The sequence below is a fragment of the Mesorhizobium sp. P2_D6 genome, assembly GCF_056404315.1.
Window position 1 is genome coordinate 155038 of the sequence record NZ_JBFUEG010000009.1, and the last position, 13187, is coordinate 168224.

The window sequence follows — 13187 nt, forward strand, 5'->3', positions numbered from 1 at the left end:
GGAAGTTTCATATGCGGTTGCCCTGCCCTCCGGAGGGAGAGGAAAAGCTTAGTTCACCACCCCATACACCAGGCTCACCCGTCCGTCCGAAAGCGGCTTGACCTTGCGCAGATCCAGTCTGTGCCGGGCGTGCGCTGTGCCGAACAGCGCCTTGCCGTCGCCGGCGAGCAGCGGATAGACGATCAGCCGCATTTCATCGACCAGCCCGGCCTCGATCAGGCTGGCGGTGATGCGGGCGCCGCCCATGAGGTAGATGTCCTTGCCGGGCTCGCGCTTCAGCGCGGCGATGTCGTCGAGGCTGCGCAGGAAGCGTGTCGAGGCCCAGGCGGCCGATGTCATCGTGTTCGACAGCACATAGTGCGGGGTTTTCGCGGCAAAGCGCGCCCATTCGAGTTCGGCCGGGTCGACCAGCTTGCCGGTCATCGGCAGCGGCTGGTCCGGCTCGTTCTCAAGGATCGCGCTCCAGTAGCGCTCATAGCCGGCATACATGACGCCGCCGAGCAGGCAGGCGTCGATCTCAGGCATCAGGCCGTATTCCTCCGACCAGTTGTCGACCCAGTCGGCGAACCCTTCGGGTCCTTCCATCTTGCCGTCGATGGAGATCTTCATTCCGGTGATCAATTTACGCATGACTTCCTCCTTCAGGCTTGCGGGATGCAAGCACGTTGCTTGGTTTCATCGGTGGTAAGTGCGAGCCTCCAGGGCGGAGGCTACGCGGTCGTTGCGAGATGGCCGATCGGCCATCCCCGTTGCACCCGTCCCCCCTGGCGTAGGGACGTGGCGGTCAGTGGTGGTCCATATCCATCTGGTCTGTCAGGCAAAGGACGTCGCGGTAGGCGCAGAGATCGTCGATGAGCGGCTTTTCGTCGGCCAGTATTTTCGCCCTCTCCGTCTGGCCGACGAGCTGGATCATGTAGCTCTGCTCGGCGTTGCCTTGTCTGTCGATGAAGGGATTGAGCAGGCTAGAAGGATTGGCGAGGTCCGGCGCCGCGCCGATGTCCTCATTGGTGATGCCGGCGGCATAGAACATCAGATGCGGCATCGGCATGGTGTGAACCTGCATGTCGGGCGGGCCGATGGTGCGCATGACTGGACCCACCATGTAGGACAGGCCTGCCTTGTCGGGCGTTTTGTAGGTCTTGTTGTCGTAGCGGTTCTGGATTTCAGCCTTCAGCGCGGCAGCGTCCATGCCCTCGGCGCGAAGCTTGGCGGCATCCATGATCACCTTGAGATAGGTGCTGGTGCCGGCGGCGTCGTAGCAGAGGGGAAAATAGATGTCGTTGCGGAAGTCGCCGAGTTCCCAGGCAGTGCGCTCGACAATACAGGTCAAAGCACTCGTGCCTTGCCGGGCAAGCTGATAGCCCTTCGCGGGATCGAGCAGATAGACGGTCGCCTTGTCGCGCAATGGCGACGGCAAGGCGCTGAGCGCATAGCGGGTTTCGAGTTGGGCCGGCATCCGGTCGATGGTCGTGTCGGCTGCCCGGGCTGCCGACTGGCCGGCAAGACCGATTGTTATAGCCAAGCCGATTGTTCTGAATGCACGCATTGTCTCTCTCCAATGTTGGGACGTGTTTCATCGGTCCTCGCGCCGGCATCCGGCGCGAGGTCAGGCAGAAATGCTTAGGTCAGGTCAGGCCGGCAGGCGCTGGTCGTATTCCGTCATGAGGCGGCTCCATCCGTCCCAGAACGGCTCCGGCTTTTCGCCCGTTACGCGGGCGGCCAGGACGTCGAGATGCATGTGCCAGCCGGCGGCATGCATCATGAGGCTCGAGCGGTTGGGCAGGCGGCGGTGGACCAAAGTGAGCAGGACGTCGTCGCCGCGCTGCGCCAATTCGAACGTGACATTGCCGCTGCCGTTCCAGGTGATGGTGAGCTTGCGCGGTGGATCGCATTCGACGATCTGGTTGTGCATCCGCTGCTCACCGGCAGCGAAGCTGGCCGGCCTCTGGCCGGGCGGGTCGGTCAGTTCGTCGTTGCGCCAGACCAGCTCGAAGGAAGAGCCTTCCTCCATATCCATGTCGCCGGCCGCCAGCCACTGGCGGCGCAGATCGCTCTGCGTCAGATATTCCCAGACGCGCTCCCTGGTTCCGGGCAAAAGCCGTTCGATCCTCAAGGTGGCGGGCTGGATCAACTCGGCGTAGCCGTCGAAGCTGTTCATCTGGTTCATTGGCCTTCTCCCTCGGATGATGTTGGCCTGGGCGATGTTGGCCCGGATGATTCTGGCTTGGGTGATTCAGGCTTGGATGATTCTGGCTTTTCCGGTGTCGGCGTCGTCTGCGCTGTCGGCGTTTTGCGCTCCTCGCGCAAAAGCTGTTCGAGGACATCGAGGCGGCTGTTCCAGAAACGCGCGTACTGGGCGAGCCACTGATAGGCGGTGGCCAGCGGGCGGGCCTCGAGGCGGCAGACATGGGTGCGGCCGCGCACTTCGCGCCGGATCAGCCCGGCATGCTCCAGCGCCTTGATGTGCTTGGAGGCGGCGGCCAGCGACATGGCAAAGGGCTCGGCCAGCTGGCTCACCGTGCGCTCGCCGCCGGCGAGGCTGTTGAGCATGTTGCGGCGCGTGGCGTCGCTAAGGGCGTGAAAAACCTGGTCCATCTGGGGCGTCTCTAATTCAACCATGTAGTTGAATATAGATGCACGCTCTTGGATAGTCAACCGTTTGGTTGAATGTTTTTTTGGGAGTGACAAGGATGAATGGCGAAGCCGCCAAGGAGCGCGCAATCTCCCCCCTCGTGGGGGAGATGTCCGGCAGGACAGAGGGGGGCGCGAAGGATCGCTACGTTTCGGCAAATCGTATCGGTTAGGACTGACCTCGGATGCTGCTAAACCTTATCGACAGGCCGGCGGGACAGCGCCCCCCTCTGGCCTGCCGGCCATCTCCCCCACAAGGGGGGAGATTAGCAGTTTCTCTCACCCCGCCATCGCCAGCGGCACCGGGCTCTTGTTGGGGATCTGGATGTCGATCTCCAGCGTCGACATGGTCTCGCCGCGGTCCATCGAGACCTGGAGATAGTCCTGGTCGATCTGCACATGCTTGGCGATGACCGCCATGATCTCCTCGCGCAGGATGGAGACGAGGTCGGGCTGGCTGCGGTTGCGGCGCTCATAGGCGAGCAGCACTTGCAGCCGTTCGCGCGCCACCGGCGCGCTGGTGCGCCGCTTGAAGATGTCGAGCAGGTTCATGCCGCCCTCCTTCCCAAAAGACGGTCGAGGAAGCCCTTGCGTTCGAAGGGCACGATGACCGGCAGCTGTTCGCCCTCGAGCCGCTTTGCGGCATCGATGTAAGCCTTGGCTGCGGCGTTGAGCGGTTCCGACAGCGTCACCGGCGAACCGAGGTTGGAGGCGCGCAGGACATCCTGGCTCTCGGGAATGATGCCGAGCAGCGGCGTCGAGAGAATCTCCAGCACATCGTCGATCGACAGCATTTCGCCGCGAGCCGCGCGGGCGGCGTCATAACGCGTCACAAGCACATGCTTGGCGATCTGCTCGCCCTGTTCGGCGCGCAAGGTGCGGGCGTCGAGCAGGCCGATGATGCGATCGGAATCGCGCACCGACGACACCTCAGGATTGGTGACGATGACCGCCTCGTCGGCAAAGCGCATGGCGAGCTGGGCGCCGCGTTCGATGCCGGCCGGGCTGTCGCAGAAGACATAGTCGAAGACCGAGCGCAGCTTGCCGATGACCTCGGCCACGCCCTCCTCGGTCAGCGCATCCTTGTCGCGCGTCTGCGAGGCCGGCAGCAGGAACAAAGTCTCGACCCGCTTGTCGCGGATCAGCGCCTGCGACAGCTTTGCCGAGCCCTGGATGACGTTGACGAGATCGAACACGACGCGCCGTTCGGCGCCCATGATCAGGTCGAGGTTGCGCAAGCCGACGTCGAAATCGACCAGCGCCACCTTCTTGCCGGTCTTGGCGACCGCCGCCCCCAGAGCCGCGGTAGAGGTCGTCTTGCCGACGCCCCCCTTGCCCGAGGTGACCACCACTACCTTGCCCATCAATAAAGCCTCCGTTGTTGTTCGTTATGTCGTTGGTCGGGCGCGCCCGCCGCATTAGCTGAAAGGGGCGATGCGCAGCATGCCGTTGTCGAGAAATGCCTGCACAGGCTTGCCCCGGACTGACGGGTCCATCTCCTCGGCAGTGCAATACCAGCCGTCCACCGACAGAAGCTCGGCCTCGTTGCGGCGGCAAAAGACGCGCGCGGCCGTGTTCCCATGAGCGCCTGCCGAAGCGCGGCCGCGCAGCGTGCCATAGACATGGATCGAGCCAGTGGCGACGATCTCGGAGCCGGATGCGACCGAGCCCAGCACGATGACATCGCCATGCGGATGAAAGATCAATTGCCCGGAACGGATCGGCGAGCGGATCATGAGCGTGCCGGCGTCCGGGGCCTTGGCGTCCTGCGGCAGCGGCCTGGCATCGCCCGCCGGCTTCAGGTCCGCCTTCAAATTACTTGCTGCCTTGAGATCAGCGGCCGGCTTGTCGCCCGACGCAGTAGCCTCCTCCGCCCTGCCCGCCTTGCGGCTCGGCTGCAGCAGGCCGTCGGTGGTGGCCTCCTTGGCGCCGACCAGCACCGGCGGCAGATGCGCGCCAAGCTCGGCGCCGCCGTCGAGTTCCATGGCATAGACTCGGATGCCGCGCTGGCCGAGCACGCCGACCAGCGCTTCGATGGCGACGACATCGGGCTTCAGCACGTTCAGATCGAGCACCACCGGGCGCCCGGCAAAATAACCCGGCGAGTTGCCGACCCAGCGATCCAGGCTCTCCAGCCAAACATCCAAAGGCGCCTCCGGCGTCAGCGTGAAAGCAACGAAAGAGCGGGCGCGAAAGCGAATGGATTTGGCCTCGAGGGGAGCGGCAAAGGTCACGGCGGGCGATTCCTTACTGATAGGTAAACGCTAGCCGTGGTATGGTTAATGAAAGGTTAACGGAGGGGATAACTACCGTGCAGCCGGCTAGAAATCGGAAGGGTTGGCCAGACGCCAATTGCGGACGTCAACTGGCGACACATTCCAGAGCGTCGTACAGGTCTCCACAGGGCCGAGAGCAGCTGGACCGCCTTCGGTTTGCGGGAAGCAATAGCGGACATTCACGATGCAATCGCAATGTGTCCGGCCATCGGCGATCTTTGCTCATTTCCGATGGCAGCATGCTGGATCAGTTGCGTGCGGCGCTCCTCACATCGGAAGCTCTGGGTTATTTTCAGCAAAGTATTCATGACTATCAGCATTGGATGTCGCTCTAGGCGGATTGTCAACCGCGAGTTCCTTGGCAGCATTCTGACCACCATAGGAATAGTCGTTTGTTGAGGCGACGACGAAAAAGTGACTAATTTCGTGTATAATTGTCCCAGACCTTGAATCCGTTCCTTTCAGAGCGGCCAGCCAGAACTTGTTGCAAACAAAGATACTATAAGGTTGATCACGGTACACGTATGCATAGTCTCCTGATTCGCAGGCGCTCCCGTGGCATCCAAACGATATTGCTTTGTTTCCAAGAGCATCCGCAATCTTCGAGAAATTTCCAGTGGCCTTTGCGTACAGTCCTACGGTATGCGCCCCAAACCATGTCAGATATCGTTGGGAATTCGGTTGCTGGGCTGAGGGCGTGTCCTGCAAAATCTGCAGGGCAGCCGAGGCTATGTTATTTGCTTCCGCCAGTGCAGTGCCAATATCAGCCTGTTGAGGGCTGTCACACTGGTCGAATTTGGGCGCCGAGAGCGGTATCCGTTCCGGAGGAATCCGACCTGACAGAAGCCTGAACGTGGTAGCGTTGCTCACAACGGCCGCCCGTCTCAGGGCACCTGGACGGCCAGTCAGCAGACCCACTCCCTCTGTATCATAGGTAACCGCATAGTTCCCTGCTTCATAGATGGCGTAGTACAATGACAGATCGACGGGCACCGAAATCGATTGTCCGGGTTCGATATTGAAAAAGTCAGCCTCGGTGGGTTCTCCTCGCTTCACCAAACGGCCGATATACTGAATTGGCTGCGACCCTCTCGTCACTGAAAATATTTCGCCAGAGACGCCGTTGATTGGCGTGGTCCACCTGAGCACTCTGATAGCGCTGCCTGATCGGTTCGTGAGAGTAAAATCAACAATTATCGGAGTATCGTTTCCATAAGAGGACAAGCGTGGTTGCAGAACTATCTCAATCTCTTGGTTTTGCTGCGCAAAAGCCAAAGGGATGACGCCAAAGAAGACTGAAATTAAAAACACCATATTTCGAACAATATTTGGCATTTTTCGCTCCTGTGTAACAATGGTTAGAATCTATTGTTGCTCCTACGTGATCTTTTATCTTGATAACGCTTACCAATATCACCATATCTGATCTGTCAGCCAGGAATGAAATTGCTGCAGACAGGGGATTGCAACTTACCACAAAATCACAAAATTCAGAAATACGACGCACTCGACCTCGAATGACATCGATTTTCACTGGCGCCTTTTTTGGCGTGGTATAAGATGAAGCGGTACTTTCCCATCAAGCTCCATCCGAGGGGGGCCATTATGAGCGAGCGTTGGAAAGGCATAATAACTATCTGCGCGATTTTGAGGTATTTTGCCCTGGTTTTCGGGCTCTGTTTTGCTTTCAGCGGCACTGCTTCAGCTGATTCCTGCGGAACAGAGGCTACTCCCGGTTGGAATCTCGAGAATCCTCCGGCCGAAGATCGCCAGGCAATTCAAGATCTTTTGTCCCGCTATGCCTGGACGATCGACGAAAGAAATGCAGCCGCGTTCACTGCCCTCTTTGCGAACCCGGAATCATCTTACTATGAGATTTGCAGTACAAGCAGTAGTATCCTTAAGTTGACACTCGACCTTGGTCCGGAGTCGCCAGACGATCTTCTCGAGCAGATGAAAATAATAGTTAAGAAACTTGGAGACGATAAACTCCAGACCCGGCATCTCGTGACCAACACCTTGTTCGATGTCGTTGACGGTAAGACAGTGAATACCAAATCGATAGTCCTGGTCACTCTGCAGGACTCTCACTCTCCGGCACCGGTTCTTGACTATTCGGCGGATGCCCGGGCCTCTTTTGTAAAGGGCGACGACGACATCTGGCGATTTCAATCGCTTACAGTCCATGCCGACTATGCTGCTGGCTCTGTCGCAGCCAAGAAGCGATGACGCCCAGAGATCGGCTATGGCTTCACTGGCCCGCTCCAGTGGGCTGAGATGCGTGCCGCTGCGCTGATCGCTGCTGTCCTCGGCATTGCGTTTCTCCTGTTGTCCGGGACGATCGGACATGAAGCTTTCGTATCGACGCCGCTAGCCGGCGAGAGGCAAGGCTCCGATCAGGCCGACGTGATTTGCAGCAAGGCGAGCGGCTGCGTGGTGTCACAATTGCCACGCGGTTCCACTGTCAAGCTTCTGCGCCCTCGCGGCGTCGCTTTCACTCCCGCTGAACTCGATGGGACGTCGTTCGCCGAAGCCGTTACGCGATGGAACCCTGACATCTTTTGGGCGCCAGCCTCAAAGAGCACCGACGTCCTAACCAGGTCTGGCGATGAAGCGCGGGCGGTGTTCGGTCCTATTCCCGCCGGCGATTGCGACAGCCCACAAATGAAGGTCATCCCACTGGAAGTTGACGGCAATGTCGTCGACCTCAAGCCCAATCCGACAAAACCGGGCTCTCCGCTGGAGTTCGAGCACAGGAATGAGAACGGAGAGGTGGTGAAATGGACGGCGACATTGCCCAGATGCGACAAGCCTTCGCTAACTGGCAGCTCAACCTACTGTGGGCTGAACTCACGTGCAGTAAGGGTCGTGCGCGGCAACGTGGAATGGCTGTTCCTCTGCAGAAAGTCCAATATCAGCCAGGAGGTCAGCACCGATCCCTACTGGACGCGGTCGGATCCGAGATTTTCTGTTTTCGGCACCATCGGGTTCAATCGGAAATCCGGAGAAATCATCTTCTTCGACGGCCGCAAGGATCAGAGCGAGTTCGATTGGTCAAAGCCCTTCGTTCCGCCAGGCGGGCGCAACTATTCCGATGACGTCGGAAGGGTTGCGGCGGAGAAAATCTATGATCCGACGTTCCAGATCTCGTGCCATGCATGCCATGACAACAAAAGCCCCTATGTGATCGATCCGCACATTGAACAGAGCAGGGTCGGTTTCGGTTCAGCCCGCGATTCCAGATCGACCGCCTTCAGCCTGGGAGATTTTCTACCGCGCCGGCCGCGGTTGCCGGGCGCGCCGTTCCGCGTGGTCGGCACCGGTTACACCACCACCTATCCCAATGAACTTGGCCAAGCCAGGACGGTCGAAGATCCGACCGGAAACTGCACAAGCTGCCACACGCTTACCACACAAATCACCGGCCGCCGTTTTGCCGCGGACGCAGTCGGGTATGAACCGACGGTCACATCGCCAACCTGGGTCCAATTGCTCGAGCTGCACGAGGAACAGACCGTCTACGCCGGGATAGAAGCACATCGGACGGACTGGGCGATCGGCAGCGGCGGCATCCATCCCTGGATGGTGCCGGGGTCCGGCAATGACCTGTCCTCAGGAACGCCTCGATTGAGCTTGGAAGACTGGCGCAAGCTGAGCGACTGTCTTTGGGGAGCCGGCGGTTCAGAGTGTGGCTACCGCCCACTCTACACGCGCTGCCCGGCGCCAGAGGCGCAGGATGAAGGCTCTTCGCTTGCCGATGCCGAGATTCGGGTTTTGCCTCCACCGCCCGGAGAGGACGTCAGGACGCGTGTCCTTCGCGTAAGCTGGACCTTTCGCAACAGCTACGGTGGTGTTCCCGAGCGCGACGATATCAGGATCAATGTGGCAGTCAGCGCGGGCACGATTCCGGCAAACGGGGATCCGCCGCAAAGTGGCGAATATCCAAGCATCGAGCAGGCAAAGGGCACCAGCGTCGAGGCTATCTCCGGTCCAGTCGGTTCAGCCGGCTCCAGCTTGTTGATCGAGAACGTTTCGTTTGCCGGTCACAAGAAATGGAGCGATCCGCCGCCGTCGATGTCGCCGCGCACCTTCCAGATCGATCTACCCGGTGAATGCAACCGACGCACCCTGGTTCGTTTGGTGCCCAAACGGTTCTGCTTCGACCAGAGCCAAGCGGCATTTAGCGAGGCAGACCATTTGATCTACGCCGATGTTCAGTGTGGCGAGCTTCAATGATCCGCCTGACGCGATCGAAAGCGACTGGTGAGCACCGGGATTTGCGATAACATGACTGGGTGCTACATGGTCGCCGCACTAAGGAGGGTCCCGGAGCGTGACCACGCCGGTTCCATTGGCTAGCCCCATTTTGCCCGGCAGTCCGGCGAAGTCTGTTGCGGAACGGCGTTATCTCACCATCCTGTTCTGCGACATGGTGGGGTCAACCGAATATGCCGACCGCCTGGATCCCGAGGATTTCCAACACCTGATTGAGAGCTTTCTACAGACCTGCAGCAGCGTCGTCCGGCGCCACAAGGGTGTGACGGCCAGTTACATCGGCGACGCCGTTCAGGCCTATTTCGGCTATCCGATAGCAGGTGAGGACGACAGCGAGTTCGCGGTGCTGGCGGCACTCGAGATCGTCGATGCGGTGGCCACCATCGCGGCAAATCAGGGATATCCGCTGCAAGTGAGGTTGGGTATCGCGAGCGGCCAAGTCGTGGTGGGGGAGTTCGTCGGCGCGCCGAGCGGCGTGTCCACCGTCGCCTTCGGCCACGTCGCGCATCTGGCGGCACGACTGCAGGTACTGGCCAAGCCGAATACGATCCTTGTCGACGCGGCGACCTTCGAGGCCGCGAGCGGCGCGATTGATTTCACCGGGTTCGGCAAACATGAGCTGAAGGGATTCGCCGAACCGGTCCAGGTGTGGCAGGTGCAAAGGGCACGCATGGTGCCGACCCGCTTTGCGAAGCGGGCGCGTATGACCAAGCTGTGCGGCCGCAACGCCGAATTGCGACTGCTGATGGAGCGCTGGGAGACCGTCGTGCGCGACCGGCGTGGCAATGCGGTGCTGGTCTCGGGGGAGTCGGGAATCGGCAAATCCCGGTTGCTCAACGAGATCCAGCAGCGCCTGCGCAGCTTTCCGCAACTGACCATGCAATGTTCTCCGACCTTTGAGAACAGCACCCTTTATCCATTCCTCGCGGAGTTGCAGAGGATTGCAACGATCGAGGACGGTGACTCGACGGAAGACAAGCTGCGAAAGCTCCGCAACGGATTGTCGATCGGCTCGGTGTCCAGCGATATCGCGCTGGCGATCTTCTCAGGCCTGCTCGGGATGCCGACGACAACGCCGGACCGGCTCGAAGGGATAAGCGCCGAACGACAGCGCAACATTGCCGAGCAAGCGTTCATCGATTTGGTCAGTTATTTGGCGCGCACTACCCCGATCCTGATCTTGTTCGAAGATGAGCAATGGGCCGATGCGACCTCGCGCGACCTTCTCGACAAAATCGTCGCCAGCCTGGCTTCGACACCTGCCCTACTGCTTGTGTCGAGCCGGAACAACGCAAGCGTTCCATGGATCGACGGTCCTGACGGGCACCACATCAGACTTGAGGCGCTCAGCCGAGACGACGCTGAAGCGATTGTCCATGACATTAGTCCGAATGCGCTCGCAGCTGACGTGGCAGTGGTGCTTGATCGCGGTGAAGGCGTCCCTCTCTATATTGAAGAGCTTACTCGCAGCGTCGTCGAAACAGGGTTGCGCCTGGACGTATCGCAGCCCAAGCGTCTGTCACTCACGAACAACATTCCAAACTCTCTGCAGTTCTCGCTGCTTGCCCGTCTCGACAGGCTGGGGCCCGCCAAGGAAGTCGCGCAGGTGGCGGCGGCGATCGGCCGCGAATTCGATTTCGACATACTGCGCGAGATTTGCGATTGGCCTGAAGCGGAGTTGCGGACTGCGGTTGGTGAGCTGATGCGCACGGGGCTGATCGTAGCCGAGCGAGGGACAGCCGGAGCGGGCTTTTCGTTCACCCACGTGCTGCTCCAGCAGGCGGCGAGAGGCACGATGCTGCACGAACGTGCGCAACAGATTCACAAATTGATTGCCGAATGCATCGAGTTGCGCGACCCCAACGCGGCTTTTGCCTATCCCGAAGTGCTCGCTGAGCATTTCGCCGATGCCGGTCTGTTCGATCGCGCAGCTGACTACTGGCTGCAGGCAGGGCTGAAGGCAGCTAAGACCTGGGCGAAAGCTGATGCAGTGCGTATCTTCAGGAAGGGGCTTGAAGCCGCTAAACTCTTGCCCGATTCCGACGATCGTAGCCGCAGGCTGCTTCGCTTCGAACTGGAACTGGGCGATGTGCTCTACACTGCGCTCGGTTATGTGACGGGCGAAGGCAGTGCAGCGTATCAGCGAGCCATAGTGCTGAGCGGGAAGCTTGGCGAACTGGAAGCGACGATCAGGGCGCTCGACGGGCTTTTCGGCACCCATTTCAACTCGGGCCAGTTTGGCAAGGCCCTCGCCGCCAGTGATGAGTTGATTCGGGTCGGCGAGGAGGATGGCTACCTGAACGCGCTCGTCATAGGCCTGCAGTTCAAGGGCATGAGCCTGTTCTGTCAGGGTGAGCTGGCGGCGGCCCGGCAATATCTTGAGCGCGCTCTCAGCCACAAGGACAGCGCAGACAAGGTCGGCAGCGACTTTCCGAGTATGGCCATGATCTACCTTTCGTGGACGTTGCATATTCTGGGATATCGCCGTCAAGCGCTGAAACTCTACCTTGAGGCGGAGGCGACCGTCCGGCAGCAGTCCGCCTATCGCCTGGCCGCCTGCCTGGGAAACGGGTGCGTGTTGTTCGCCTTCCGGGAGGAGAGCCGGGAGATCGCTCGACTGGCGGATGAACTTCTGCCATTAGCGCAGGAAAACGGCTTCAATCTCTGGACAAGGGTGGCGCGCTTTTTTGGCGGCCTGGCTGCGTCGAGCCTCGATGACAGTCTGGTGGGAAGCCATATGATGGCATTGACCGAGAGTGACCTTGAAGATCAGGAGGTCGACAAATCGTGTTATTTAGGCTTACTGGCCAAGGCATTCATTAACTCTGGACAATTCGATATAGCGGCAGAGACCGTCGAGAAAGGTCTGCGCGAGGCCGAAAAGATTGGCGAGCATTACTTTACAGCTGCCTTGCTTCGCATTCGTGGCGAGATCGAACTTGCAAATGGAGTAGGCGACAGAGCGGCCGAGGCTTCTTTTCGCGAGGCTATCGCCTTTGCGCGGCAGCAGAGCGCCAGGAGCTGGGAGTTGCAGGCGACCAATAGTCTGGCAAAGCTATTGCGGTCACAGGGTAGGTTCGAAGAGGCCCGTGCGGAATTGCGGGAGGTCAACGATTGGTTCATCGCAGCAGACGTTGAGTGACTCAAAGCGCATCACGTCTCTGCCGGCAATCTCGACGAGCACGGCTTCGACCAACGTCCGCTTTCGGGTAGCGATGGCATTGACGTGAATAGCCGGCATGGGGGGCATCGCTGTCATTCGCAGCTGCGAAGAACGGCCAATGTTGCGACTGCCAAATTAGGTAAATACCAACAAGGCTCTCTAAATGCCCCCTATTTCCCGGCCTCGGCTCCCTTTGATGCTCCGCGCAGCCAGCTCAACCGCCACCCCGGTCGGTGCCAAGCCTATCAAGCAACTCCTGCGCCTCGTCGCCGGATATGCCGGTGCGCACGGCCAGTTCCTCGACTGTCAGGACGTCGGTGCTGGCGATCTCACGGGTTTGCGGCAGGGCGTCGTCGGCCGTCAGCGGCAATGCGGCTTCCCTGTCTATCTCGGCCTCGGCCCGATGCCAGTGATGCTCGGGATCACCACCGCCTTCGCGCTGCCAGATCTGGTAAGCGCGGTCCCTGATTTTGTCGTTGCGTCATCGGTCATCGTCGTTCATCGGTTGGGTGTGAGGGAGGAACGCCGGGTTGGTGGGATTGATCCAAAAATTTCGCGTGATCGGGGATGGGGCGTGAGCGAGAAAGGTTGGCGCTCTACGGCGCCCCCCTCTGCCCTGCCGGGCATCTCTCCCCCTTGTGGGGAGATTGGCAGCTTCGGCGCCTCGCCAGTTCCACGATAGCGGCTGAGCAGACTCCAGAACCTGGCTCAAGGCCACCCTCACCTTGCCTGCCCGGCGACCCGCCATGCCGAACATGCTTAACGCCGGAGCAGCTTGTCGTGTTACGATTGCCGGTCGGCATCCCTCAAGCCAACGTGGCTGCAAGTGCCGGCTCGTGAAC

At 60.0% G+C, this 13187-nt stretch carries 11 protein-coding genes and 1 pseudogene; 3 read left to right on the plus strand and 9 right to left on the minus strand.

Annotated elements, in window-relative coordinates:
- Positions 1 to 48: 48 nt before the first annotated feature.
- From AC1D1L_RS20550 to AC1D1L_RS20585, 8 genes are all read right to left on the minus strand, one after another.
- Positions 49 to 630, minus strand: coding sequence for a dihydrofolate reductase family protein (locus tag AC1D1L_RS20550; protein WP_477343280.1), 582 nt, complete (start codon positions 628 to 630; stop codon positions 49 to 51).
- 154 nt (positions 631 to 784) lie between these two features.
- The gene (locus tag AC1D1L_RS20555) at positions 785 to 1546 is read right to left on the minus strand and encodes a hypothetical protein (protein ID WP_477343281.1); all 762 of its coding nucleotides are present in this window, start codon (positions 1544 to 1546) and stop codon (positions 785 to 787) included.
- Between the two features lie 84 nt (positions 1547 to 1630).
- The gene (locus AC1D1L_RS20560; RefSeq protein WP_477343282.1) at positions 1631 to 2167 is read right to left on the minus strand and encodes an SRPBCC family protein; all 537 of its coding nucleotides are present in this window, start codon (positions 2165 to 2167) and stop codon (positions 1631 to 1633) included.
- The gene (locus AC1D1L_RS20565; protein ID WP_477343379.1) at positions 2164 to 2619 is read right to left on the minus strand and encodes an ArsR/SmtB family transcription factor; all 456 of its coding nucleotides are present in this window, start codon (positions 2617 to 2619) and stop codon (positions 2164 to 2166) included. The genes AC1D1L_RS20560 and AC1D1L_RS20565 overlap by 4 nt, the downstream gene beginning before the upstream one ends.
- A gap of 291 nt (positions 2620 to 2910) precedes the next feature.
- Positions 2911 to 3183, minus strand: coding sequence for a cell division topological specificity factor MinE (gene minE, locus AC1D1L_RS20570; protein ID WP_112560940.1), 273 nt, complete (start codon positions 3181 to 3183; stop codon positions 2911 to 2913).
- Positions 3180 to 3995, minus strand: coding sequence for a septum site-determining protein MinD (gene minD, locus AC1D1L_RS20575; RefSeq protein WP_029869303.1), 816 nt, complete (start codon positions 3993 to 3995; stop codon positions 3180 to 3182). Before minD ends, minE begins: the two co-directional genes overlap by 4 nt.
- 54 nt (positions 3996 to 4049) lie before the next feature.
- Positions 4050 to 4865, minus strand: a complete 816-nt coding sequence (gene minC / locus AC1D1L_RS20580) for a septum site-determining protein MinC (protein ID WP_477343283.1) — start codon at positions 4863 to 4865, stop codon at positions 4050 to 4052.
- 309 nt (positions 4866 to 5174) lie between these two features.
- Entirely contained in the window at positions 5175 to 6242 is a 1068-nt protein-coding gene (locus AC1D1L_RS20585) for a M35 family metallo-endopeptidase (protein ID WP_477343285.1), read from the minus strand.
- A gap of 270 nt (positions 6243 to 6512) precedes the next feature.
- Here AC1D1L_RS20585 and AC1D1L_RS20590 point away from each other — a divergent pair, with 270 nt between their 5' ends.
- From AC1D1L_RS20590 to AC1D1L_RS20600, 3 genes are all read left to right on the plus strand, one after another.
- Complete coding sequence (locus AC1D1L_RS20590) at positions 6513 to 7136, plus strand: nuclear transport factor 2 family protein (protein ID WP_477343286.1); 624 nt, start codon at positions 6513 to 6515, stop codon at positions 7134 to 7136.
- 48 nt (positions 7137 to 7184) lie between these two features.
- Entirely contained in the window at positions 7185 to 9143 is a 1959-nt protein-coding gene (locus AC1D1L_RS20595; RefSeq protein ID WP_477343287.1) for a hypothetical protein, read from the plus strand.
- A 97-nt stretch (positions 9144 to 9240) separates the two neighbouring features.
- Positions 9241 to 12324 (plus strand): ATP-binding protein, encoded by a 3084-nt coding sequence (locus tag AC1D1L_RS20600; RefSeq protein WP_477343288.1) that lies wholly within the window; start codon positions 9241 to 9243, stop codon positions 12322 to 12324.
- Between the two features lie 180 nt (positions 12325 to 12504).
- Here AC1D1L_RS20600 and AC1D1L_RS20605 read toward each other — a convergent pair.
- A pseudogene (locus AC1D1L_RS20605) lies at positions 12505 to 12814 on the minus strand (DUF2934 domain-containing protein).
- Between the last annotated feature and the right edge of the window lie 373 nt (positions 12815 to 13187).